Source organism: Pontibacter kalidii (assembly GCF_026278245.1).
GTDB lineage: Bacteria > Bacteroidota > Bacteroidia > Cytophagales > Hymenobacteraceae > Pontibacter > Pontibacter kalidii.
In genome coordinates this window covers 485,040-509,092 of the sequence record NZ_CP111079.1, presented here as the reverse complement: position 1 = coordinate 509,092, position 24,053 = coordinate 485,040, and the positions used below count along the sequence as shown (strand labels likewise).

The 24,053-nt window shown below is 53.8% G+C and carries 18 protein-coding genes; 6 read left to right on the top strand and 12 right to left on the bottom strand.

Annotated elements, in window-relative coordinates:
- Positions 1-430: 430 nt before the first annotated feature.
- From OH144_RS02185 to OH144_RS02175, 3 genes are all read left to right on the top strand, one after another.
- On the top strand, positions 431-2,740 hold the full coding sequence (locus tag OH144_RS02185) for a TonB-dependent receptor (protein ID WP_266204647.1): 2,310 nt from the start codon (positions 431-433) through the stop codon (positions 2,738-2,740).
- Positions 2,740-3,555 carry a DUF4249 domain-containing protein gene (locus OH144_RS02180; RefSeq protein WP_266204646.1) on the top strand — a complete coding sequence of 272 codons (816 nt, stop codon included), beginning with the start codon at positions 2,740-2,742 and terminating at the stop codon, positions 3,553-3,555. The genes OH144_RS02185 and OH144_RS02180 overlap by 1 nt, the downstream gene beginning before the upstream one ends.
- Before the next feature lie 251 nt (positions 3,556-3,806).
- Positions 3,807-4,589, top strand: coding sequence for a CPBP family glutamic-type intramembrane protease (locus tag OH144_RS02175; protein ID WP_266204645.1), 783 nt, complete (start codon positions 3,807-3,809; stop codon positions 4,587-4,589).
- A 102-nt stretch (positions 4,590-4,691) separates the two neighbouring features.
- On the opposite strand, the gene OH144_RS02170 is transcribed toward OH144_RS02175, so the two are convergent.
- The 5 genes from OH144_RS02170 to OH144_RS02150 form a co-directional block, all read right to left on the bottom strand.
- Positions 4,692-5,507, bottom strand: a complete 816-nt coding sequence (locus tag OH144_RS02170) for a purine-nucleoside phosphorylase (RefSeq protein WP_266204644.1) — start codon at positions 5,505-5,507, stop codon at positions 4,692-4,694.
- A 292-nt stretch (positions 5,508-5,799) separates the two neighbouring features.
- A complete protein-coding gene (sppA, locus tag OH144_RS02165; protein WP_266204643.1) occupies positions 5,800-7,560 on the bottom strand; it encodes a signal peptide peptidase SppA in 1,761 nt (586 codons plus the stop codon).
- Positions 7,561-7,723: 163 nt separating this feature from the next.
- Positions 7,724-7,927, bottom strand: coding sequence for a hypothetical protein (locus tag OH144_RS02160; protein ID WP_266204642.1), 204 nt, complete (start codon positions 7,925-7,927; stop codon positions 7,724-7,726).
- A gap of 51 nt (positions 7,928-7,978) precedes the next feature.
- Positions 7,979-9,247 (bottom strand): replication-associated recombination protein A, encoded by a 1,269-nt coding sequence (locus OH144_RS02155; RefSeq protein ID WP_266204641.1) that lies wholly within the window; start codon positions 9,245-9,247, stop codon positions 7,979-7,981.
- A gap of 78 nt (positions 9,248-9,325) precedes the next feature.
- Positions 9,326-10,471, bottom strand: coding sequence for an AI-2E family transporter (locus OH144_RS02150; RefSeq protein WP_266204640.1), 1,146 nt, complete (start codon positions 10,469-10,471; stop codon positions 9,326-9,328).
- A 76-nt stretch (positions 10,472-10,547) separates the two neighbouring features.
- Here OH144_RS02150 and OH144_RS02145 point away from each other — a divergent pair, with 76 nt between their 5' ends.
- On the top strand, positions 10,548-11,444 hold the full coding sequence (locus OH144_RS02145; RefSeq protein ID WP_266204639.1) for a DMT family transporter: 897 nt from the start codon (positions 10,548-10,550) through the stop codon (positions 11,442-11,444).
- 246 nt (positions 11,445-11,690) lie between these two features.
- Here the strand turns inward: OH144_RS02145 and OH144_RS02140 are convergent, their stop codons facing one another.
- The 6 genes from OH144_RS02140 to lpdA form a co-directional block, all read right to left on the bottom strand.
- Complete coding sequence (locus tag OH144_RS02140; RefSeq protein WP_266204638.1) at positions 11,691-13,034, bottom strand: DEAD/DEAH box helicase; 1,344 nt, start codon at positions 13,032-13,034, stop codon at positions 11,691-11,693.
- 1,117 nt (positions 13,035-14,151) lie between these two features.
- Positions 14,152-15,132: a YpdA family putative bacillithiol disulfide reductase gene (locus tag OH144_RS02135; RefSeq protein ID WP_266204637.1), complete on the bottom strand. Its 981-nt coding sequence runs from the start codon at positions 15,130-15,132 to the stop codon at positions 14,152-14,154.
- A gap of 102 nt (positions 15,133-15,234) precedes the next feature.
- On the bottom strand, positions 15,235-15,756 hold the full coding sequence (locus tag OH144_RS02130; protein WP_266204636.1) for a GNAT family N-acetyltransferase: 522 nt from the start codon (positions 15,754-15,756) through the stop codon (positions 15,235-15,237).
- A 132-nt stretch (positions 15,757-15,888) separates the two neighbouring features.
- Positions 15,889-17,007 (bottom strand): fatty acid desaturase family protein, encoded by a 1,119-nt coding sequence (locus tag OH144_RS02125; RefSeq protein WP_266204635.1) that lies wholly within the window; start codon positions 17,005-17,007, stop codon positions 15,889-15,891.
- 80 nt (positions 17,008-17,087) lie between these two features.
- Entirely contained in the window at positions 17,088-18,200 is a 1,113-nt protein-coding gene (locus OH144_RS02120; RefSeq protein ID WP_266204634.1) for a fatty acid desaturase family protein, read from the bottom strand.
- A gap of 383 nt (positions 18,201-18,583) precedes the next feature.
- Complete coding sequence (gene lpdA, locus OH144_RS02115; protein WP_266204633.1) at positions 18,584-19,978, bottom strand: dihydrolipoyl dehydrogenase; 1,395 nt, start codon at positions 19,976-19,978, stop codon at positions 18,584-18,586.
- 201 nt (positions 19,979-20,179) lie between these two features.
- On the opposite strand from lpdA, the gene OH144_RS02110 reads away from it, so the two are divergent.
- Positions 20,180-20,788: a tetratricopeptide repeat protein gene (locus OH144_RS02110; RefSeq protein WP_266204632.1), complete on the top strand. Its 609-nt coding sequence runs from the start codon at positions 20,180-20,182 to the stop codon at positions 20,786-20,788.
- A gap of 662 nt (positions 20,789-21,450) precedes the next feature.
- Here the strand turns inward: OH144_RS02110 and OH144_RS02105 are convergent.
- Positions 21,451-22,788 (bottom strand): peptidoglycan DD-metalloendopeptidase family protein, encoded by a 1,338-nt coding sequence (locus tag OH144_RS02105; protein WP_266204631.1) that lies wholly within the window; start codon positions 22,786-22,788, stop codon positions 21,451-21,453.
- 281 nt (positions 22,789-23,069) lie between these two features.
- Between OH144_RS02105 and fabG the strand changes: the two genes are divergently transcribed.
- Positions 23,070-23,816: a 3-oxoacyl-[acyl-carrier-protein] reductase gene (gene fabG / locus OH144_RS02100; RefSeq protein ID WP_266204630.1), complete on the top strand. Its 747-nt coding sequence runs from the start codon at positions 23,070-23,072 to the stop codon at positions 23,814-23,816.
- Positions 23,817-24,053: the final 237 nt, after the last annotated feature.

The following is a 24,053-nucleotide window of genomic DNA, read 5'->3' as shown; positions in this document are numbered from 1 at the left end:
TGCAAGGGCATTGCGACCGAAGGGTAGCAAAGGAAGGGAACACCGCGCGATGCGGGAAGACGAGGCCTCCCGGCCTGGAGGGAGCCAAACTTGGAATTGCAACTGTAGACTTGTAAGTCTGGAGGATGAACAGAAGCTAGTAGGAATAACTTGGTTCCAGTTGCGGAAAACGGCGACTAAGAGAGGCACAAGCGGACGCTTGCGCCAGGGAGTATTAAGTATAGCCCGGAAAGTATAAAGCAGCCCAAAACCTATCAACTACTGCAAAGGCTGTTGCCGCTGGCAACGGCTTTTGCTATTTCCCAGAAAACAGCCTCAAACTAAACCAAATGCATAAACCAACAGTTTAGCCTTAGAAGAAGTATAAATGATTTCCCGTTACGCCGTTGATTGGCTAACTTGACCAGAAACAAGCCTAGCAGCTGCACACATGCGGATTTACCATACTACCTGTTTTTTATTATTGCTGCTTGTCTCGCTGCCCGCCTGGGCGCAACGGCAGGTGGTGCAGGGCTATGTGCGGGCCGCCAGCAACAACGAGGCCCTCGTAGGGGCCAGCGTGTCGGTAACGGAGGCAGGCATCGGCACCATCACCGACGAGGAAGGATTTTATACTTTAAACCTGCCGCAGGGCGAGCACAGGCTGCGGGCAACCTATGTGGGCTACACCACCGCCACACGCACCATTTCTGTAGCCGGGAGCCACCAAACTATAAACTTTATACTTGACCCGGCCCGCAACGAGCTGCAAGTGGTGGAAATACAGGCTAACTCGCTGCGCCAGAAGCTCAACGACACCCGCATGAGCGTGGAGACCCTATCTTCCAAAGAGGCCAAGCTGCTGCCCGCTCTTTTCGGCGAGGTGGACTTGTTGAAGACGCTGCAACTGAAGCCGGGCGTCCAGTCTGGCGGTGAGGGCACCTCCGGCCTTTACGTGCGCGGCGGCGGACCCGACCAGAACCTGGTGCTGCTCGACGACGCTATGATCTACAACCCCTCGCACCTGTTCGGTTTTTTCAGTGTGTTTAACCCCGATGCCGTGAAAAGCGTGGAACTGTATAAAGGCGGCTTTCCGGCGCAGTTCGGCGGGCGGCTCTCATCGGTGGTGGATGTGAAGATGAACAAGGGTAACAACGAGCGCGTGCGCGGCACCGGCGGTCTTGGCCTCATTTCCTCACGCCTCACCCTGGATGGGCCCATCTTGAAGGACAAGCTCAATTTCTCTCTGTCGGGCAGGCGCACGTACGTGGACATTTTCACGCGCCAACTCAACCGCATCAAGGAGGGCGACAAAGACTACAACCCCATCCCCGACTATTATTTTTACGACCTAAACGGCAACCTGAGCTATACTTTAAGCGAGAAGGACGAGCTGAGCCTGAGCGGCTACTATGGCCGCGACTTCTTCGGGTTCAATGACAGCGATTTCAGCTTCGGGTTCGATTGGGGCAACACCATGGGCAGCCTGCGCTGGCGCCACAAGTTCAACGACAACCTCTACGCCACCACCTCCCTCACCTCCACCGGCTACAAGTACAACATCAACAACAAGATTGATATTTTCAGCTTTAAGCTCACCTCCCAGGTACAGGATTATACTTTCAAAACTGATTTTGACTGGTTTTTAGGGGATGGGCATAGCCTGAAGTTCGGGGCGCAGGCAACGCACCATGGCTTTACGGTGGGCCGCCTCAACTTTGAGTCTGCGGACAGCACCCTGAACTTTGGTGCGGGGAGCACCTACAGCGGCAGTGAGTTTGGTCTGTATGCCTCCGACGATTACGAACTCAGCCCGATGCTCTCGTTCAACTACGGCCTGCGGCTATCGGGTTTTAACAGCGGCGGCAAAACCTATGCGGCCCTGGAGCCCCGGGGATCTGTAAAGTATACCTTAAATGAGCACACCTCATTAAAAGCCAGTTACGCCAGCATGATGCAGTACGTGCACCTGCTCACCAACTCCGGCGCCTCGCTGCCCACTGATATCTGGTATCCATCCAACAAGGGCGTGAAACCGCAGCGCTCGCAGCAGGCAGCCCTGGGGGTAAGCCACCTGTTCGGCAAAGGCAAATACCTTGTTTCCAACGAGGTATACTATAAGTGGATGCAGCACCAGATCGACTTCCGCGACGGGGCCAATCTGTTTGTAAACGATAGCCTGGAGAACGAGTTCCTCTTTGGCAAGGGCGAGAGTTACGGCAACGAGTTATACCTGGAGAAAGTGAGCGGCAAGACCACCGGCTGGCTGGGCTACACCCTCTCCTGGACCTACCGCACGTTCGACGGCATTAACAACGGCAGGCGCTTTCCGGCCCGCTACGACCGCCGCCACGACATCAGCCTGGTACTGATGCACCAGCTCAACAAGCGCCTCAGCCTGACGGGGGCCTTTGTATACGGCACGGGCAATGCCTATTCGGTGCCGGTGGCCAGGTTCGCTTTTCAGGATGTGGAAGGGAAGGAGCCGAGCATCGTGCCGATTTACGAAGACCGGAACGCCTACCGGCTGGCCGCCTACCACCGCCTGGACCTGGGGGCGGTGCTGAAGTTGAAACCCAAGCGGGGTGAGGCCGACCTGACCTTCAGCGTGTACAACGTATACAACCGCCGCAACCCCTATTTTGTATACTTTGAGCAGCAGAAGGATAGGACAAACGAGCAGACAATCCTGGGCTTCCAGGCCAAGCAGGTGTCGCTGTTTCCCGTTATTCCGTCGGTTACCTATAATTTCAGATTCTGATGATGCGAAAGCTACTTTTATACTTGCTGATACCGCTGACGGTCCTACTTACCGCCTGCGACCTGGAGAAGGATATTGACGTGGAGCTGCCAAACCATGAGCCGCAGCTGGTGGTGGAGTGCTACCTGGAGCAGGGCAAGCATATCCGCGCCTCGGTACTGGAGAGTTCGGGCTATTTTGAGGACCCCGCCCCGCCTCTGGTACCTGATGCGGAAGTATACATCACCACCCCCATCGGCAGGCGCATTCAGCTAAAGTATAATCCTGTGATCGTGAAGAGCACGGGCCGCTTCTATACGCACACCTCCACCGAGATCCTGTACGGCAAACCCGGCCAGACCTACCACCTGGAGGTGGTGGATGGCAAGGGGCGCAAAGTAACCGGCTTCACTAAGTTACAAACACAGGTGCCCATTGAGGAGGTAGTATGGAAATTTAACGACAAGGAGGAGGCCTACCTGCTCACCACGTTTCAGGATGATGCCAGCACCGCCAACTACTACCGTTACATGACCCACATCGACAGCCTCAGCGGCGGCTCCGACCGCGACTTCGTTACCTCCGACAACCTGACGAACGGCAAGCGGGTTTCTTTAGGGTCGTCATATAAGTATGAGGAGGGCGATACGCTCATCGTAACGCTCTACCATATCGAGAAGCAGTACTACGACTTTCTGGCCTCCATCTCCGACGCCAAGAACGCCAACGGCAATCCCTTTGCGCAGCCTTCCCAGATCAAGTCGTCGGTGGAAGGCGGCTTCGGCATTTTCACTAACCTGGCCTACGACCGTAAAACCGTCATCATCACAAAATAGCCTACGCCCTACCTCCTGATTCTTTCAACGGCTGCCCTAACCGGCAGCCGTTTTTTTATGCGCCGCTCAACCTAAACCACTTAAACAAAGTATGAACATTTAATTACCCGCCCCATCCTTACGAAGCCTGAACTACACACCGTTCACCAGGGCCACCGCTACTATAGACCTGTTCCACGCTTTATTTATACTTGTTTTGATTATAAATAATAATATATATATTTATATTATTCTGTAGAGCGAACTTTCCTATGAAAACACCTGTCTTCTTCTTTACAGAGGCATCGCCCTATGCAGCGCCTCCCTCGGTACAGGACACGCTGAGGAAGCTATGGGCATTTGCGCTGCAGCCGAAGCCCCTGAAACAAGAGCATAACCTACTGGAAACCAAGCTCCCGCTCATCCTGCAGTTAGCTCTGATCGAGACGGTACTGCAGACGGTGCTGTTTATTTCCCTGGCGTTGGTATGTAGTGCGGTGGGGGTGCCATACCGCCCCACGAGCCTCATAGAGGTGTTTCCCACTAACATCCCTTTCTTCCCGCTATTTGTGGTGGCTGTGCTGCTGGCCCCAGTTACCGAGGAAATGGTTTTCCGGCTGCCGCTGGTATACGCGCGTAGTTTTGTCGTAGTGGCTGCGCTGGCCTTTATGATTAGCTTCGGGCCGGTTGTGGCACGAGCGGCGGGGGCGCCTGTCTGGCTGATGGCAACTGTTGCTTTGCTGCTGGTTATACTTTTAGGCTGGTACCTGTCGTCCAGGAAATGGCAGGCAAATATGTACCTGCTTTGGAAGCGGCGTTTCGGATTGGTATTTTATACTTCCACGGTTCTTTTCGGGCTCCTGCACCTGCTCAACTACCAAGGCATCAGTTTACCGCCGGTGCTGCTCCTGCTGTTGCTGCTGCCAAAGTTTATAGGGGGCGTTTTTCTGGGATACACGCGCCTCCGCCTGGGCATGGGTTGGGCCGTAGGGCTGCACATGTTCCACAACCTGATAGTGCTGCTTCTGCTGTACGGCTACACGGTAGGGGTGTAACTAAGGGAATCCTCTCAGGATGAAGTATAAAATGCGCAAAGGCAGAAACACCAAGTTTTTCTGCCTTTGCGCATTTTATACTTCTATATTTTTGCCACCCTGCTAGGCGCGGCGCACCAGCTCCCGGATGATCAGCGCCATGCGTGGCTCTGCAATGGCAGCCGCCTCCAGAATATCTGACAACACTACTTTCTTGATGCGGTCCGGGGTGCCCATGTCCGTGATCGCAGAAATGGCGAACACCTGCATGCCCATATGGCGGGCCGCAATCACTTCCGGCACCGTGGACATGCCCACGGCATCAGCACCGATGATGGTGATGTAACGGTACTCTGCGGGTGTCTCCAGCATGGGGCCGGGCACGCTGGCGTAAACCCCTTCCTGCAATGTGAAGCCGGCGTCTTCGGCAATCACCATCGCCTCGCGTATCATGTGCTCATCGTACACATCGCTCATGTCGGGGAAGCGCGGCCCCAGCTCGTCTATATTCTTGCCGATCAGCGGGTTGCTTGGCTGCAGGTTGATATGGTCGGTGATCACCATTAGGTCGGAGGTGTTGAAGGCCGGGTTCAGGCCGCCGGCGGCGTTCGACACGAACAGCTTCCGTACACCCATCAACTTCATCACGCGCACCGGAAACACCACCTGCTCCATACTGTAGCCTTCGTAGTAATGGAAGCGGCCCTGCATCACCACCACGCGGCGCTCGGCCAGGTGCCCGAAAATCAGCTTGCCGGAGTGGCTCTCCACCGTAGATACCGGGAAATTCGGGATAGCTGCATAATCGATGGCATGCGCTATCTCCAGCTCATTTACCAGCGCGCCGAGGCCGGTGCCAAGTATAATGCCGAATTCAGGCTCGAAGTCGCCGATCTGTCTTTTTATATGTTCTGTTGATTCCTGTAATTGCTCCATCATGGCTTTAATTGTGAATGACTGAATGGGTGAATTAGTTTCTACGTTTTGCTGGCGCGAAGTAAGAGGTTCGACTTATCAGTTAAAATGATTTTCATCACACCCCATACCTTACGCACTGCCTCATTTTTATACTTGCCTGCCGCTACTGGCCGCAGCCGAAAGTACAGGTAGGCAAGTTGCAAAAAATAGCCTTGCCATAAAACAAAAACCGCCCCGGCAAAGTTATCCGGAGCGGTTTAAAGTTACAGAATCAAAGTTGTGCAAAATCATTCATGCACACATTCATTCACTCTTACTCTATAATCATCTCATAAGGCATGCGTGCCTGGGCGCCCACAATCGTAGAGGCTTTTTTGTAGAGTTTGTAGTAGGGGTAAAGCTCCCCCATCTCGGCCTTTATGGCCTGCTCTTTCGCCTTGGCACCCATACCTCCCAGCAACTCGTCAAAGAACGTTTTGCGGGCAGGGAGTTCCTTCAGACGGTAATCATCGGCTACGCCAGCCTTTTTGGCGGCAATGGCGAGGGCCTCATCCAGCCCGCCGTACACATCCACCAGCTTGCGCTCCATGGCCTCTGCACCTGACCAAACGCGGCCCGAGGCATATTCCTTCAGCTGGTCCTGCGTCATGTTGCGGCCCTGCGCGGCCTTGCCTGTAAAGACCTCGTAGATCTGGTCGATCTGGCGCTGCATGATCTCTTTTTCCTGTGCCGTCATCGGGCGGGTAACGGTAGGCATGTCAGAGAATTTGCCGGTGCTTACATGGTCCACAGTAATGCCCAGCTTATCGCCCAGGAAGCCTTCCATGTTCGGCACCACGCCAAACACGCCAATGCTGCCGGTAATGGTGTTCGGGTGCGCTACAATCGTATCGGCGCCCATGGCAATGTAGTAGCCGCCAGAGGCCGCCACATCAGACATAGAGGCAATTACCGGCTTTACCTTCTTGGTGAGCTGTACCTCGCGCCAGATCACATCAGAGGCCAAGGCGCTGCCACCCGGGGAGCTGATGCGCAGCACAACGGCCTTCACATCCTCGTCGAGTCGGGCGTCGCGGATGGCCTCGGCAAAGCGGTGGCCGCCAATGTTGTCTTCGTCCCCTTCCCCATCCACGATATCGCCTTCGGCGTAGATAAGTGCAATGCGGTTTTTAGACGTGCTGATGTCCTTGTCTTTTACCTTTTTATACTTGGCCAGCTGCACCATCTCCAACTTGTCCTGCTCCTCCAGCCCAAGCTGGTCTTTTATGTAGGTGATGGCCTCGTCGTAGTAACCGATGTCGGTGATGAGCTTATGCTTTTTAGCGTCCTCGGGGTCGCGCACCAGCAGGTTGTCCTGCACGTTCTTGAGCTCCTCGGCCGTAACGCCGCGCGACTTGGAGATCTGGTTCAGCTGGTAGTTGTTGATGGAGTTCAGGAAAGAGGTTACCTGCTCGCGGTTGGCCTCGCTGGCCTTCTCCAGGAAGAACATCTCTACGGCGCTCTTGTAGGTTCCCACCTTAAATACCTGCGCCTCGATGTGGAGCTTATCCAGCATACGCTTTACAAAGTATAGCTCCGAGCTCATGCCATTAAACTCAATGGTGCCCATCGGGTTCAGGTAGATCTTATCGGCCACAGAGGCCAGGTAGTAAGCTTTCTCGGTAGAGAGGTCGGTGTAGGAAACAATGAACTTGCCGGACTCCTTGAAGTCGATCAGTTCGTTGCGGATCTCCTCCAGCTTGCCCATCCCGGCATCCACAAAGGTCATGTTCAGGAAAATGCCCTCGATCTTGTCATCGTTCTTGGCGCGGCGGATAGAGGCTTTGATCTGGTCGAGGCCATCGGTGCTGGAGAACCCGCCAAACGAGAAGCCGATCTCAGAAAAAGGGTCTTTAGGGTCGCGCTCGGTGATGGGCCTGTTCAGTTTAAGCTCGAGCACGGAGTTATCAGCAACCTTCACCTCGTCTTCAGAGGCTGTGCTGGCGGCAATGCCGATCAGCAACAGGACGCTGATAAAGAAGAATATGAGCAAGCCTACAAAGGTGGCCAACACATATTTCAGGAAATTTAGCATGGTATGTCAGGGTTTAAATTGGTTCGTTTTACTTCAGGAGCCGTCCGCTCCCCTACATCATAATCAAATTTAAGGCTTAAAGTTCATCCTCCCCACCCCAACTCGACCAACCACAATTATTTCTAGACAAACCTATTGAGTTAGAAAGTAAGAAAGCTTTAACTCAGGGTAATTTAAAGTATTTGGGAATATCAGACAAGCTGCCGGCCCAGTACGGCCGCATGCCCAGGTAGCGCCTGCGGAAGTATATCAGCGCCACCGTGCCCACAAACACCAGTATGCTGCCAAAATGGTAGCCCAGCTGCCCCCAGAGAATGTAGAAAGCAATCAGCAGCACAAACGAAAGTATAAAGATGATCCTGTTCACGTAGTTGGTTGTTTGTTATTAGTTGTTAGACTTCCATAACTTTCTAACTTTCTAATACCGATATTTCTTCCCCCACTGCGCCTGCAGCTGCTTCAGCATCTCGTTCTCGCGGCCGTTCTTCCCGGGTTGGTAGAGCGCGGTGTTGCTCAGCTCCTGCGGCATAAACTCCTGGGCCACAAAGTTCCCCTCGTAGTCGTGAGCATATTTGTAGTTATTGCCGTAGCCGATCTCCTTCATCAATTTGGTCGGCGCGTTGCGGATGTGCAGCGGCACAGGCAAATTTCCGGTTTGCTGCACCAGCGCCCGCGCCGTTTTGATGGCCTTGTACGAGGCGTTGCTTTTGGGCGATGTAGCCAGGTAGATCGTGCACTGCGAAAGTATGATCTCTGCTTCCGGATAACCGATCATCTGCACCGCCTGGAAACAGTTGGTCGCCATCAGCAAGGCGTTAGCATTAGCAAGGCCAATGTCCTCAGAAGCGGCTATAAGCAACCTGCGGGCAATGAACTTCGGGTCCTCGCCGCCCTCGATCATGCGCGCCAGCCAGTAAACCGCAGCGTTGGGGTCGGAACCCCGAATGGATTTGATGAAGGCCGAAACCAGGTCGTAGTGCATCTCACCGGACTTGTCATACATCACGATGTTCTGCTGCGCCACCTGCTTCACCAGCTCGTTTGTCACCACCACTTCCTCCGCCTTCACCCCTTCGGCCACGATCTCGAGCAGGTTCAGCAGTTTGCGGGCATCGCCGCCGGATATTGTCAGCAGGGCCTCATACTCCTGCACCCGCACCTTGCGGTACTTCATCCACTCGTCCTGCGCCAGCGCCTTGTCCACCAGTTCTATCAGCTCATCCTTTGTCAGGTGCTTGAGGATGTATACCTGGCAGCGCGACAGCAAGGCCGAGATCACCTCAAAGGAAGGGTTCTCGGTGGTGGCGCCCACCAGGGTTACGGTGCCCTTCTCCACAGCGCCCAGCAAGGCATCCTGCTGCGACTTGTTAAACCGGTGGATCTCGTCGATGAACAGCACGGTGCCCTGCCGCTTTTTGGCCTGGTCAATTACCTCACGTATGTCCTTTACACCGGAGTTGATCGCGCTCAGCGCCACGAAAGGCACTTTCATTTGGTTGGCGATGATGTTGGCCAGCGTGGTTTTGCCTACGCCCGGAGGCCCCCACAGAATCATACTGGGTATCACGCCGCCCTCGATGTAGCGGCGTAGAATGCCGTCAGGCCCTACCAGGTGCTTTTGTCCGTAATACTGATCCAGGTTGTGGGGCCGCATGCGCTCGGCCAGGGGTATGTTCGGGTGGTTCATCTGCTCTAAGTTTCTCCGGTGTCGGTAAAGGCAAAGCTACGAATTTGCGGGCAAAGAGGTAAGTATAAATGCGCTCCCTTAGCTCTTGTGGGGGGGCTCCACTTTATTTTCCCGCTCCAGCTTCTTCCGGACTCGCTCGCTTTTCCCTCGTAAAAAAGGCACCTCCATCGGGCTTCTATCAGGTCTTTCGTCGCCGAACAGCACGCCCCACTGCTTGAACTGCTCGGTGCGGTCGAACACTACCTTGAGCACGGCTATGATGGGCAACGACAGGAACATGCCGGCTACCCCCGCAATCTCCCCGCCCACAATCACGCCCACAATGGTTGCCAGCGCGTTCAGCCTTACCTTAGAGCCCACGATGCGGGGCATCAGGATGTTATTGTCCAGGAACTGCACGAACGTGATGGTGCCCAACACAGCAAATACAGGCCACAGCTCCGACGAAGAGGCCAGGGTCAGCAGCACGCCGATAATGTTGCCCAACAAGGCCCCTACGTAGGGGATCAGGTTAAGGAAGGCGAAGATCAGCCCGATGAGCAGCGCGTGTTTAATGCCGATGATGAGCAGGATACCGCCCAGCAGCACCGTCATGTAACTCACCTGTATCAGCAGGCCGAACAGGTAGCTTTTGATGATCACCTGCATCTCTTGCAGCGTCTCCTCCACCCTGCCGTGCTGCTCCTGCGGGAACCAGAAAAAGACGAAGCGCAACAGCAGGTTCTTGTAAAACATGATCAGGAAGATATAGATAGGCAGCAAACCCAGCAGCACCACCAGCGAGGTAACCGACCCGGCGGCCCCGGTCAGGATAGTGCCCGTGAACCCCAACAGTTTGTTGCTTTGCTCCTTTATAAAGTCCAGCTGCTCGGTGGTGGAAAAGGGCGAGTGCTCCCCGATCCAGGCGCTCAGGGCGTTCAGGTGGTTGGTCACGTTTTTCTGGATGACCGGGAAATCGGATACCAGGTTTCCGATCTGGGAGGAGAAAAACCAGATGATCAGGCCAAACACAACCACCATGACCAGGATACTGATTATAATGGCAAGCGCGTCGGGCAGTTTATACTTTGTGAAGAAGCGGTAGAGCGGCATTAGCATGATGCTGATAAAGAAGGCCAGCAACAGTGGAGTCAGCAGCCCCTTTGCCAGCACAATAAACCATCCCAGAAAGAACAGTCCCATTATTTCTATTGACCGCCGCACCGTAAGGGGCATCCCGTTCATATACCTTGTCGTTTTAGGTGTTGTTTTGTTTCCTCCCTTATACGGAGCGGCACGATTTAGCACGTACCTTTGCCCTATGAATAAGCAATTGCAGGTGCACGGGGCACTCTTCCTGGTGGCCCTGATCTACGGCAGCAACTATAGCATCGCCAAAGCGGTGATGCCCGCCTACATGGGGCCGTTCGGGCTGATCGTGATCCGGGTGGTGTCGGCGGCCATTTTCTTCGGGATATTTACGCGGCTTGTCACCAGGGAGAAGATCGTGGGATGGAACGATAACCTGCGGGCCATACTTTGCGGCGTAACGGGTGTGGCCATCAACCAGCTCTGCTTTTTTGCCGGCCTGAACCTAACGGCGCCCATCAACGCGGCCCTGCTCATGGTCATCGTGCCGGTGGTGGTGCTGGTGTTCTCGGCCATACTCTTGCGGGAGCGCATCAGCAAGCGCAAGGTAGCGGGTATTGCGCTGGCCTTTCTGGGTGCTTTCCTGCTGATCTATACTTCCAGCAGCGAACACACCACGGGCAACCTCTGGGGTGACCTGCTCATTATTCTCAACGCCACCTCGTTCGGTTTATACTTAGTGCTGGTGAAACCGCTGATGCAGAAGTATAATGCTTTTACCGTGGTGAGCCGCATCTTTACCGTGGGTGCTGTTATCGTGCTTCCGTTTGGCTGGCAGCAGGTGCTGGAGCCGGACTACAGCTCTTTTCCGGATTCCATCTGGTGGTCGTTAGTGTTTATGGTGATCGCCGTTACCATCATTGCCTACCTGTTCAACACCTGGGCGCTGCGCTATGCCAACCCTTCGCTGGTGGGGGCCTATATTTACCTGCAGCCGGTGCTGGCCATCGTGATCGCGATTGGCGTGGGAAGGGATGTTTTCACGCTGGAGAAAGCGTTATACGCCCTATTCATCTTCGCCGGGGTATACTTAGTGAGTCGTACAAGGCAGGCGGTGACGGAGGGCTAGCTTCACAGCATTTTTGATGCCTGGTAGTGTTTTTATACTTCGTAGCCAGCAAGACACTCCGAAGGCTTCCGGAACCTTCGACACGCAATCCTCGCGTAATCCTTCAGGACAGGCCGACACTGCGGGGAATGCGGTTCATCCCGCTCCGCCTCACTTAACCGGCTATTCCTGACTCAACCACACAAAAAAAGTCCTGCCAGATCAGCTCCGGCAGGACTTTTATACTTTAAAAGAAGTTAAGCTTTATTAGCTTGACTGGTGCGTTCTGTTTCGGTTACCACTGGTGCGGTTGCCTCCGTTGCGGGGTCCGCCGGCTGGCCTGTTGGCATTGGCGCTGCCTGCGCTGCGCTGGCCTTCACCAGATGGCCTGTTGCTCCAGTTGCCGCGTCCGCCTCTGCCGCCTTGCTTCTTTTGCTCCTTCACAGTGCTGGCTGCCTCGGCAAAATCTTTGGCTGTGAGCGGGAACGGGTGGTTGTCGATTACCGGTACGTTCTTAGAGATCAGTTTCTGGATGCTGGCCAGGTACGGAACCTCATCGGCACCACAGAACGAAAGCGCGATACCGCTTGCCCCTGCCCTACCCGTACGGCCAATGCGGTGTACATAGGTTTCAGGCTCGTTGGGCAGCTCATAGTTCACCACGTGGCTCAGGTCGTCCACGTCGATACCGCGGGCGGCAATATCAGTGGCTACCAGCACACGCGTTCTGCGCGACTTAAAGTTATCCAGCGCACGCACACGGGCGTTCTGGGCTTTGTTGCCGTGGATAGCCTCTGCTGTTACGCCAGCCTTGGCAATATCCTTGGCTACGCGGTCAGCGCCACGCTTGGTGCGGGTAAATACCAGCACGCTCTCCATCTCCTCGTCCTTGAGCAGGTGCAGCAACAGCTTGCGCTTGTCCGGGCCCTTCACGTAGTATACCGACTGCTGAATGGTATTGGCTGTGGACGAAACCGGCGTTACCTCCACCTTGGCGGGATCCACCAGGATGGTATCAGCCAGCTTCATGATCTCCGGGGCCATAGTAGCCGAGAAAAACAGCGATTGCTTTTTCTCCGGCAGCACTTTCAGCACCTTTTTCACGTCATTCACAAATCCCATGTCCAGCATGCGGTCCGCCTCGTCCAGCACGAACAGCTCAATATGCTGCAGGTGCACATACTTCTGCGCCATCAGGTCGAGCAGACGGCCCGGGGTGGCCACCAGAATATCCACGCCGGCGCGCAGGGCGTCGGTCTGCTTCTTCTGCGGCACGCCACCGAAAATAACGGTATGCTTCAGGCCCGTATGCTTGCCGTACGCGTCTATGCTATCTGCAATCTGAAGCGCCAGCTCGCGGGTAGGTGTCAGTATCAGTGCTTTGATCCTGCGCTGTCCCTTGTCGCTTCCCTGCTTCTCGTGCAGCAACTGCAGAATAGGAATAGAGAAAGCCGCTGTTTTACCGGTACCCGTCTGGGCACAGCCTAGCAGGTCTTTTTTCTGAAGTATAAGCGGGATGGATTTGGCTTGGATGGGTGTTGGGGTGGTGTATCCTTCTGTTTTAAGAGCTCTAAGGATTGGCTCTATCAAGTTAAGATTCTCGAATGTCATTCAATGGTTTTTCAAATAAAACCGCGCAACGCTTTGTGCGCTGCTTTTGCGGTAAGGAGGCCGGAATTTGATATAAGTGCAGCAAGCTGCCAAAGGCCATTCCCGACCGGTGTTGTTCCCATCAACTTAAAAACCTAACGTATAGTTTCTTTTTGGAAGTTGGGATATGTGTAATGTGCAAAGATAGCGCCAGGTTTACTCAGTTCCTATTTTGGCAGGTTTTATACTTTGGATATACTTTATACTTCTCTGGCGCCAGCGTCCGCTTGTGCCTCTCTTAGCCCCTGCTTCCTTCCACTGGAACTAAGTTATACTTGCTAGCTGCCGTTCATCCACGGCTTTACAACCAACTTGTTCCATAGTATACTTTCTGCTCTCCAGCCCGAGAGGGTTCGTCCTCGGGCATCGCGCGGTGTACATTTCCTTTGCTTGACCTGCGGTCTCCGCAATTTCGCTAAAGCGAAACCGGAAATCTACAAGGCGCTCAACCCAAGGACTGGGATCAGGTTCGATTGCCTCCGTTGACGCAGCTTCAGCCAAGTCCCCCTTGGAAGGGGGCAGGGGTGGTTAGACCCAGTATCGTTAAACTCCCTCTCCTGTTTTTAGGAGAGGGCTGGGGTGAGGTATAATCCCCCTCCTGCTGTTCCGGATTTGCAATCCGGAACGCTGTTACCTGCGGATTTGCAATCCGCTTTTCTGTCCGTAGCTACTGCCTTTGCCGGGGCAGATTACAAATCCGCGGCTATTATACTTCCGGATTGCAAATCCGAAAGAGCAGGAAAGGGTGGGTTCCATACTTGTAGGGACAGGTCGCGACCTGTCCGCGCTGTACCCGCGCTATGGAATTTATACTTGAGCAACAGCAGCTACAGGCTCCCCTCCTTAGCTAAGGAGGGGCTGGGGTGGTTGGACCCGGTGCTGCAGAAAATCTGTGCTACACTTGGGATAGGCAAATATAAAATACACTGTGTTTGACAGTGTGCTGATACAATAAGTGTGGCTTTTGGCGTAGCGATGCCTCTGGCCACACTTGCCCAGCTACGGGTAAAGCCATTTTCCTCCACGGCCTTCACCGCCTGCTACAGCAATTGCTGCACTTACTTTATTGCAGCTATACTTATACTTCCTCCTCCTGCAGCACCTGCTTTATGTGTTTGACGATTTTTACGGCATGCTCCCGTGAGTTCTCTATAAACCAAACACGCGTGTCCATACCGCCGCACACCACGCCGGCCAGGTATACGCCGCGCTGGTTCGTTTCCATTGTCTCCGGGTCGTACTGTGGGTAGCGCTTCTCGTCCTGGCTCAGTTGTATGCCAATCTTCTCCAGAAAGCCGAAGTCGGGCTGATAGCCGGTCATGGCCAGCACAAAGTCGTTCTCCAGCGTTACCTTTCCCTGCGGCGTTTGTATATCCACCTCACGCTCCCGAATCTCAGTTATACTTGTGTTAAAGTACGCCTTTATCTCCCCTTCCTTGATGCGGTTCTCCAGGTCGGGTTTGGTCCAGTACTTTATACTTCCAAGCTCCGGCTGGCGCACCACCAGCGTCACGTCGGCACCTTTGCGCCAGGTTTCCAGGGCAACATCGGCGGCGGAGTTGTTGGCTCCTACCACCACCACTTTCTGGCGGAAGTAATAATGCGGGTCGAAGTAATAGTGGCGCACTTTCGGCAACTCCTCTCCCGGCACGTGCAGCAGGTTGGGGATGCCGTAAAAGCCCAGCGCCACTACCACTTTGCGGGCCAGATAACGGCCTTTGCTGGTGCCGATGCGGTAGGCATCGGCCTCCGGCTGCAGGTACTGCACCTCTTCAAACAGGTTTATGTTCAGCTTAGCCGAGTCGGCCACGCGGCGGTAGTACTCCAGCGCCTCAGCCCGCGTTGGTTTGGCATTAAGTGAGGTAAACGGGATGCCGCCAATCTCCAGCCGCTCCGAGGTGGAGAAAAAGGTCATGTTGAGCGGGTAGTTGTAGATAGAATTGACGAGGCAGCCCCTCTCCACGATGAGGTAACTCAGCCCCTCCCGCTGCGCCTCCAACCCGGCGGCTAGGCCGATCGGGCCGGCTCCGATAATGAGTATGTCGTAGGTTGTTTCCAAATTTTATACTTTCTAATGCGGCACCAGCAGGTGCGCTTTTGTACAACAGGCTGCAGGCGCCTAAAGTTTAGTGTAGGTACATTGGCATCTCAACGAGACACCCTACAGTTCCAGCTTCATCACATGCATGCCCCGGTACTCCGGCTTCATCTGCTCGAAAGGCAGCGTATACGAGCCACACTTCACAAAGCCATTCTGTTCGTAAAAATCTACGGAGCGGCTGCTGTCCATCGCCTTGAGCCAGATAACGCGCTTGTTACACTTTGCAGCCACCTCTCTGGTAAACTTTACCACCTCCCGGCCAATACCCTTGCCCGAGGCTGCTTTGGTCAGGTAGATACGCTCCAGCTCCAGCGCCTCCTCTGCCGGGTAGTTCTCAAAAGCCTTATGCAAATTAAGTTTCAGGAAGCCTACCAATTCTTCATCCGCATAGATCAGGCAGAAAACCGCGTGCGGGTCGGACAGCTCCTCGCGCAGGGTTTGCTCCTTGAAACTGCGGTCTACGTACCAGGCGCCGCCATCAAACCACAAGTATAGGTAATGGTCGTTGTAGGAGCGGATGGCGATGTCCTGCAACGAATAAAGGTCGGCAAGGGAGCAGGGAATGATGCGGGTTTCAGGCATAAGTATAACGGTTCTTCCGCGCTAAATTACTCAAAAACGCCAAGGTCCGGAAGAAGGCCAGGTATGCGTATAAAGCAAGAACGGCAGAAAGTTTCCCTCCTGCCGTTTCATCATAATCTTTTGTGTTAGACTTTACGCCATCACTTCGCTCAGGCGGGGCAGCTGCAGCCGGCCAAAGCGGTGCAGCGTGGCCAGATGCGACCTTACGGCCTGCACCAGCGTTTCGCTCTCGATGTACGGGATGCCAAATTCTGCGGCGGTATCCTTCACGATATCGGCGATGGCCGGGTAATGCACGTGCGAGATGCGCGGAAACAGATGGTGCTCCACCTGAAAGTTCAGGCCGCCCACGTACCAGGAAAGCAACCTGCTCCTGCGCGAGAAATTAGCCGTTGTGTTTAGCTGATGGATGGCCCAATCGTTTTCGATAGTGCCGCTCTCAGAAGGCAACGGGTGGCTCGTGCCCTCCACCGTATGCGCCAGCTGGAAGACCGTGGAAAGAATAATACCCGACACGAAGTGCATCAGCAGGAAGCCAAGCACAACCTCCCAGAACGGGATGCCGAACAGGAGCGTCGGGGCAACCAAGATCGAGAAGAAGTAGAGCACCTTAAATGCCACGATCTTGGCGAAGGCCACCTGGTTCTTAGCCTTCGAGTTGGCGTTCACGCCGTTACGGATATAGCGGAAGAACTGCAGAAAATCCTTGAGGATAACCCAGTACAGCGTGAGCAGGCCATAGAACATAAAGGCGTAAGCCCATTGTATCTTATGGTAGAACTTCACCTTGGTGTGCGGCGAGAAGCGCATGAACACAATGTCGTCGATGTCCTCGTCCATCTCCACCACATTGGTGTAGGTATGGTGGAGGATGTTATGCTGCAGCTTCCAGTTAAAGGCCGACGCGCCCAGCAGGTTCACGGAGTGCGCCATCAGGTAATTGATGGTTTTGCTTTTGGAGAAAGCGCCGTGGTTGGCGTCGTGCATCACACTCATCGCCACGCCGGCCACGCCAATTCCCATCATGAACCAAAGCGCCAGGCTTATACCCAGGGATGGCGTGAAGGCAAGCAGCCCTGCAAAGGGAATAAGGTATAGTAACAGCAGTATAATACTCTTTACCAGCAACTTACTATTGCCCGACTTGGAAAGATTGTTCTCTGAAAAATAGGTATCGACGCGCTTGCGCAAAGTGGCGAAAAAGAGGTTTCTGTCTTTATTGACGAATTTTACTTTGCCTTTTAATTTCATTCGGTATGCTTGATGATTCGTAAAACGGGCGCAAATTTAGAAATTCTGGCTTCTGGCAACACTTACCCGGATGATAAATTTTAACCGATCGCCTCATTCATGCCTGGCAGTCTGCCGAAGCGGTAGAGCGTGGCTATATGAGAACGTACGGCCTGGCCAAATGTCTTGTTCTCCAGGTAAGGGATTCCGAACTCCTCGGCGGTTTCTTTCACAATGCCGGCAATGGCGGGGTAGTGCACATGGCAGACCCGTGGAAACAGGTGGTGCTCGATCTGGAAGTTCAGCCCGCCCACGTACCACGACAAGAGTTTGTTATGGCGCGAAAAGTTCACGGTGGTGTTCAGTTGGTGGATGGCCCAATCGTTCTCGATGGTGCCGTTCTCATCAGGTCTGGGGTGACTCGTACCCTCCACCGTGTGTGCCAACTGGAATACCACCGTAAGGATGATGCCGGCTACAAAGTGCATCAGCAGGAACCCAAGTATAACCTCCAGGAAAGGGATGCCGAAAAACAACGTTGGCACCGCCAGCACCACAAAGAAGTATAAAACCTTCATCGTAATGATCTTCCCGAGCATGGTGCGGTTCTCGGCAGCCGTGTTGGCATTCACGCCGTTTTTGATAAACAGCTTGTACTGTACAAAATCCTTTGCAACCACCCAGTACAGGGTGAGCAGGCCGTAGAACACGAAGGCGTACACCCACTGCAGCTGATGGAAGAACTTCACCTTGGTGTGCGGCGAGAAACGCAGCACCAGCCTGTCCTGTATGTCCTCGTCCATCTCCACCACGTTGGTGTAGGTATGGTGGAGGATGTTGTGCTGCAGCTTCCAGTTAAAGGCCGAGCCGCCCACCAGGTTCAGGGTATGCCCCATCAGGAAATTGACCTTTTTATTGCCGGAGAAGGCGCCGTGGTTAGCGTCGTGCATCACGCTCATGCCAATACCGGCCACACCAAGGCCCATTACGAACCAAAGCAGTAAACTAAGCGGGAAAGCCGGCTGCAGCGCCAGCAATGCAATAAACGGCAGGATATAACTTAACAACAGCACCACGCTCTTTACGATCATGGCTGTGTTGGCCGTTCTGGGGATGTTGTTCTCTGCGAAGTATAGATCTACGCGCTTTCGGAGGGTAGCGAAGAAGAGGTTTTTATCTCTGGATACGAATTTTACTTTGCCTTTTAGCTTCATAAATGGGGAATACGTGTGGTAAAACCAAACTCACACAAAGGCTGAAAGAGCAAAAGAGTGAATCAAGGGTACTGATGTAAAACCTGACGGACAGGTATATGATCAAATACTGATCCAATAACACCATCCGGAAATATAAATTCATTTTATTTGGGCCCCCGGACGCTCAAAGAGGATCAGAAGTACACACCAATATAAGCTTAGCTGCCTGGAACAGAAGAAAGTCTGCGGCGCGTAAAGTATACTTCTATTGTGCCGGTACACAGCCGAGCCCAAAATATTTCTATTATACTTCAGTGGCGGGCGGCAGGTTCTTCAAATAAAAGGGGCCGGCCGAAAGATCGGCCAGCCTCTTCTTTATTTTGTGCGGTTATACATCCTGGCTACAGGTGGATCACCTCGTCGTACGCGGCAGCGGCGGCTTCCATAATCGCCTCGCTCATGGTTGGGTGCGGGTGCACCGACTTGATGATCTCGTGGCCGGTGGTCTCCAACTTACGGGCTACCACTACCTCAGCGATCATCTCGGTTACGTTGGCACCGATCATGTGCGCGCCCAGGAACTCGCCATACTTGGCATCGAAGATCACTTTCACAAAGCCATCCTTGGCACCGGCGGCGCTTGCCTTACCAGAAGCTGAGAACGGGAACTTACCTACCTTAACCTCCAGGCCTTGCTCGCGGGCCGCCTTCTCGGTCAGGCCAACAGAGGCGATCTCCGGAGAGCAGTACGTACAGCCCGGTATGTTGCCGTAGTTCAACGGCTCCGGATCGTGTCCGGCCATTTTCTCCACGCAGATGATGCCTTCGGCAGAAGCAACGTGCGCCAGCGCAGGGCCCGGCACAATATCGCCGATCGCGTAGATGCCATCCACGTTGGTCTTGTAGAACTCATCCACTACCACGCGGCCCCGGTCTACTTTAATACCCAGTTCTTCCAGGCCAATGTTCTCCAGGTTTGTCTGGATACCCACGGCTGAAAGTACTACCTCTGCCTCCAGGATTTCTTCGCCTTTGGCCGTTTTAACGGTTACCTTGCACAGGTCGCCCTTCGTGTCCACGTGCTCCACAGAAGAATCGGTCATGATGTTGATACCGGCTTTTCTGAACGACTTGGACAACTGGCGCGATACCTCCTCGTCCTCTACCGGCACGATGTTCGGCATGTACTCCACGATGGTCACTTTCGTACCCATGGCGTTGTAGAAGTAGGCAAACTCCACCCCGATGGCGCCAGAGCCAACCACTACCATACTTTCAGGCATCTTATCCAGGGCCATGGCCTGGCGGTAGCCGATGATCTTCTTGCCGTCGATGGGCAGGTTAGGCAGCTCGCGCGAGCGGGCACCTGTGGCGATGATGATGTTGGTCGCCTCTACGGTGTCTTTCTTGCCATCAGCATCCGTCACCTCGATCTTGCCTTTGCCAACGATCTTTCCGTTGCCCATTATCGCATCGATCTTGTTCTTGCGGAACAGGAACTGGATACCCTTGCTCATGCCGTCAGCCACGCCGCGGCTGCGCTGAATCACTTTATTGAAATCTACCGAAGCCTCGCCGATGGTGATGCCATAGTCAGCAGCGTGGTTGATGTACTCGAAAACGTTTGCGCTTTTCAGCAGTGCCTTTGTCGGAATACAGCCCCAGTTCAGGCAGATGCCACCCAGCGACTCACGCTCAATAACACCCACTTTCATACCAAGCTGCGAAGCACGGATTGCCGCCACGTAACCACCCGGGCCGCTACCCAGCACTACTAAATCGTATTTTGATGCCATAGTTTCTTTATTATAGTTTGCTGACAAAATTAAACGATAATCCCAACTCTGCAAAACCGCCTTTTACCTCCCTCACTTCTAGCACATTGCCAAGAACTTGATAGGACTCTCAGCCCTTATACCATAAATATCCTACTTAAATTTTGAGAGTGCCCCATACTACCGTACTTTAGCCCCCGAAAGTATAAATTCTGAGTGCGCATGCTTAAAATTCTACCCTTTTTATTTTTTGTGCTTTTCACCTTCACCGCAGCTGCACAGCAAACGGCAAAAGACTTTTTCAGGAGCGGAAATGAGCAGTTTAAGGCCGGAAGGTACAACGAGGCGATACAGCAATACGACCAGGTGCTGCGGCTGGAGCCGCGCCATGCCCCTACCCTTACCAACCGCGGGGTGGCCAAGGACCGCCTGCGCGATTACCGGGGTGCCATCGAGGATTTCACCAGGGCCATCGCCGCCGATAAGAAATATGCCGAAGCCTACCTGAGCCGCGGCCTCTCCCGGTACAACATGCGCGAGTATAAAGCTGCCCTGCTGGATTTTAACAAAGGGCTGGAGCTGAACCCGAAGGATGCCCGCGCTTTTAACAACCGCGGCCTGGTGCGCTACGCCCTGAAAGACTACAGCGGCGCCATCTCAGACTACACCAAGGCCCTTGAGTTGGATAAGGATTACGCCGAAGCCTACTATAATCGCGGCGCGCCCCGCTACAACATCGGCGAGAAGGCCAACGCCTGCTCCGACTGGTCCAAAGCCAAGAAACTGGGCCTGAAAGAAGCAGAGCCCTACCTGAAGAAGTATTGTAAATAGCCCCGGGTTTTCCTTTGCCATAAGTAGAAAGGGGCAGGAGTTTTGCTGAACCGGGCCCAACCACCCCTGCCCCTCCTTGGCTTTTTCGAGGGCCCCTACCCCCAGGAGGGGAGTCTGCATTTGCTACTGCTAAAGTATAAGTTTCTTAGTCGCTGGTATCGCGCGGACAGGTCCCGACCTGTCCCTACACGTGTAAACCCACCCCCAGCCCCTCCGAGGAGGGGAATTATACTTGCTATACTCCCTCTCATCTCAAGCAGGGCGAGAGATCTCTCCCAAAGGTCGAGATGACAGCAAGAACGGCAACTATCGAATCCGATCCCAGTCCTTGGGTTGAGCGCCTATGCGAGTTTTTCCGGTGGCGAGCGCAAGCGAGGCATTGCGACGCAGGAGCAAAGGAAAAGCTCCCAGCGCGATGCCCTTCATCGAGGGCCCCTACCCCCAGGACGAGCCCTCTCGGGCTTGAGAGCACCACTGTCAGATATGAAACGAGCAGGTTGTAAAGCCGTGGATGAACGGCAGCAAGTAAGGATAGCCTGGACCTGCGCCAGAAACAGGAAGTATACTCCATGGGCAACAATTGCCCAAGCCATAAAACAACAAAAGGCGCTGAGAACAGCGCCTTTTGCTTTAACAATCAAATGTTCACTTATAGTATAGCTTTATGCATCATTTGGTTCTTTGTTTTTACCGGAAGCCAATAGCTCCTGTTTCACGCTCTTGATATCGATAGCCTGCATGCGCTGCATGGTTTCTCCTTTTAGCACGTCAAAGGCATCCAGGTGCTTTTTGCTTACCGGGTTGGCGGCTGGCAGTTTCACGCTAAGGGCATCTACTTGGCGGCCGTTCTTCCAGAAGCGATAGCAGAGATGCGGACCGGTAGCCAGGCCTGTGCTGCCTACGTAGCCGATGGTCTGTCCCATTTTTACGCGCGCTCCTTTACGGATGCCTTTCGCAAACTTAGACATGTGCAGGTACTGCGTGGTATACGTATCATTGTGGCGCACTTTTACGAAATAGCCATTGCCGCTGGTATAATGGGCCGCCACTACCACTCCATCGCCTACTGTGCGTATTGGCGTGCCGCGCGGGGCGGCGTAGTCGGTGCCCAGGTGGGCTTTGTAGCGCTTCTGCACCGGGTGGAAACGGCGCTTGGAGAAGCGGGAACTGATGCGGGTGTACTCCAGTGGCTCCTTCAGGAAAGCTCTTTTCAGGCTCTGCCCCTTCTGGTCGTAGTAATTGATGCCATTTCCCTCATCAAATCCGATGGCATAAATCTCCTCGCCCTCGTGCTCGAAAACGGCCGACTTCAACTCACCAAAACCTATTGTCTGGCCATTCACCACTTTCTCCTCATAGATCAGCTTAAAATTGTCGCCGGGCTGCAGGCGGTTCAGGTCAAGGCGCCAGGCAAAGATGTCGGCAAAGCTGTTTACCAGTTGCGGCGATCCCCCGGCCTCCACCATACTTACGTACAGCGAGCTGTTTATCTCACCGGCAATGGTACGCTCTATTACCTCTACCTTGCGTTTCTCCAGCGTTACCGCCAGGCTGTCGCGCAGGTCGAAGATCACGTACTCTACCTGGTTCGGCTCATAAATAAAGTATTGGGCAGTCTGCGCAGAATCGCGCCGGTGCAGGATCATGTAGTTACGGCCGGCGGCAATCCTGCGTACATTAAATACATCTTTCGCCTTCTGGGCCAGGTTATGCACCGTGGGAGCGTCGATATTGTACTGGGCAAGTAGCTGCGAGAGCACCTCCCCGCGTGCCACCTCTCCCTCTACTATCTCCAGCGAGTCGGTGGCAATGCCGTAGACGACGGGCGCAGGCAATTTAACTTCCTCTTCTCCTTCAGCAACTTCCTGCGTGGAGGCCGCTTCCGCTCGTTTAGCGCCCAGAAGGTTTACCGGGATAAAGTCCAATGTTTGCGCAGCCGTAATGCAGATCAAAAACGACAACGCGATCAGGATGGCGAGTCCTTTTCTGCGTTTCAACATAAAATTTGGGGTACCTTTGGTTAATAATGGTCACGAAAATAGACTTTAACCTATAAAAATAAAAGCCAATTTTCGCACAATATTCAGATTGTAAATATGTTACAATACTTTCCATGGAATCATACACATAATAAACTTATATATAGCTACATTTTATACTTACATTATCCCTTTGTTATACTCCCGGCAATCCCTTTAGCAACAGGTGTTTCCATACCTGCTACCGCTGCCGCTGTAGCCGCTGCATCGGAATACCGAAATCTTTTTTAACTTTGGCTCCTATGAAAGCATTAGAAGGAAAAGTAGCCCTCATTACCGGGGCATCAAAAGGAATAGGACGCGCCATTGCACAACAATTTGTGGAGATGGGCGCCCAGGTAGCGTTTACCTACCTCTCGAGCGTGGAAAAAGGACAGCAACTGGAGCAGGAACTGGCAGCTGGCGGCGGCAAAGTAAAAGGCTACCGCTCCGACGCCTCCGACTACGCCCAGGCCGAGCAGTTGGTAGAGGACGTGGTAAAAGAGTTTGGCAGGATAGACGTGGTGGTGAATAACGCCGGCATTACGCGCGACGGCCTGCTGATGCGCATGAACGAGGAGCAGTGGGATGCCGTGATGAACGTGAACCTGAAGTCGGTTTTTGCGGTAACCAAGGCGGCCACCAAGCACATGATGCGCGCCAAGAGCGGTTCCATCATCAACATCACCTCGGTGGTAGGTATCAAAGGCAACGCGGGCCAGGCCAACTACGCAGCCTCTAAGGCGGGCATTATTGGCTTTACCAAGTCGGTGGCGCTGGAGCTGGGCTCGCGCAACATCCGTTGCAACGCCATCGCCCCGGGCTTTATCGAGACGGAGATGACCGGCGAGCTGGACCAGAAAGTAGTGGACGAGTGGCGCAAGGCTATACCTTTGAAGCGCGGCGGTACCCCTGAGGATGTGGCCAAAGCAGCCGTGTTCCTGGCCTCCGACGACTCGGCTTACATCTCCGGCCAGGTGCTGCAGGTAGACGGCGGCATGCTAACCTAGTAAGTTAAAGAGTTTAGGAGTTTGGGAGTTGGGGAGTGATCCTCTACAAGCAATCAAACCTGATGTTAGAAAAAGACCAATGCCGCGGCGTTTACGTTAGTAGCATTGGTCTTTTTGTTTTAACTTTAGTTTTGCTGTGATATCGGTAATTAAGTAAGGCGCAAGTATCCGCTTTTGCCTGTGTAGCACAATCAGACACTTGTGCCATTAAGTATACTTTACCTGCACCATTACTTA

Bases quoted from the DNA above. Each gene is read 5' to 3' on its own strand.
- OH144_RS02150 (WP_266204640.1), bottom strand. From the start codon at position 10,471: ATGAACGGGATGCCCCTTACGGTGCGGCGGTCAATAGAAATAATGGGA.
- lpdA (WP_266204633.1), bottom strand. From the start codon at position 19,978: ATGGCATCAAAATACGATTTAGTAGTGCTGGGTAGCGGCCCGGGTGGT.
- OH144_RS02180 (WP_266204646.1), top strand. From the start codon at position 2,740: ATGATGCGAAAGCTACTTTTATACTTGCTGATACCGCTGACGGTCCTA.
- fabG (WP_266204630.1), top strand. From the start codon at position 23,070: ATGAAAGCATTAGAAGGAAAAGTAGCCCTCATTACCGGGGCATCAAAA.
- OH144_RS02145 (WP_266204639.1), top strand. From the start codon at position 10,548: ATGAATAAGCAATTGCAGGTGCACGGGGCACTCTTCCTGGTGGCCCTG.
- OH144_RS02175 (WP_266204645.1), top strand. From the start codon at position 3,807: ATGAAAACACCTGTCTTCTTCTTTACAGAGGCATCGCCCTATGCAGCG.
- OH144_RS02140 (WP_266204638.1), bottom strand. From the start codon at position 13,034: ATGACATTCGAGAATCTTAACTTGATAGAGCCAATCCTTAGAGCTCTT.
- OH144_RS02155 (WP_266204641.1), bottom strand. From the start codon at position 9,247: ATGAACCACCCGAACATACCCCTGGCCGAGCGCATGCGGCCCCACAAC.
- OH144_RS02110 (WP_266204632.1), top strand. From the start codon at position 20,180: ATGCTTAAAATTCTACCCTTTTTATTTTTTGTGCTTTTCACCTTCACC.
- OH144_RS02170 (WP_266204644.1), bottom strand. From the start codon at position 5,507: ATGATGGAGCAATTACAGGAATCAACAGAACATATAAAAAGACAGATC.
- OH144_RS02105 (WP_266204631.1), bottom strand. From the start codon at position 22,788: ATGTTGAAACGCAGAAAAGGACTCGCCATCCTGATCGCGTTGTCGTTT.
- OH144_RS02185 (WP_266204647.1), top strand. From the start codon at position 431: ATGCGGATTTACCATACTACCTGTTTTTTATTATTGCTGCTTGTCTCG.
- OH144_RS02120 (WP_266204634.1), bottom strand. From the start codon at position 18,200: ATGAAGCTAAAAGGCAAAGTAAAATTCGTATCCAGAGATAAAAACCTC.
- OH144_RS02125 (WP_266204635.1), bottom strand. From the start codon at position 17,007: ATGAAATTAAAAGGCAAAGTAAAATTCGTCAATAAAGACAGAAACCTC.
- OH144_RS02130 (WP_266204636.1), bottom strand. From the start codon at position 15,756: ATGCCTGAAACCCGCATCATTCCCTGCTCCCTTGCCGACCTTTATTCG.
- sppA (WP_266204643.1), bottom strand. From the start codon at position 7,560: ATGCTAAATTTCCTGAAATATGTGTTGGCCACCTTTGTAGGCTTGCTC.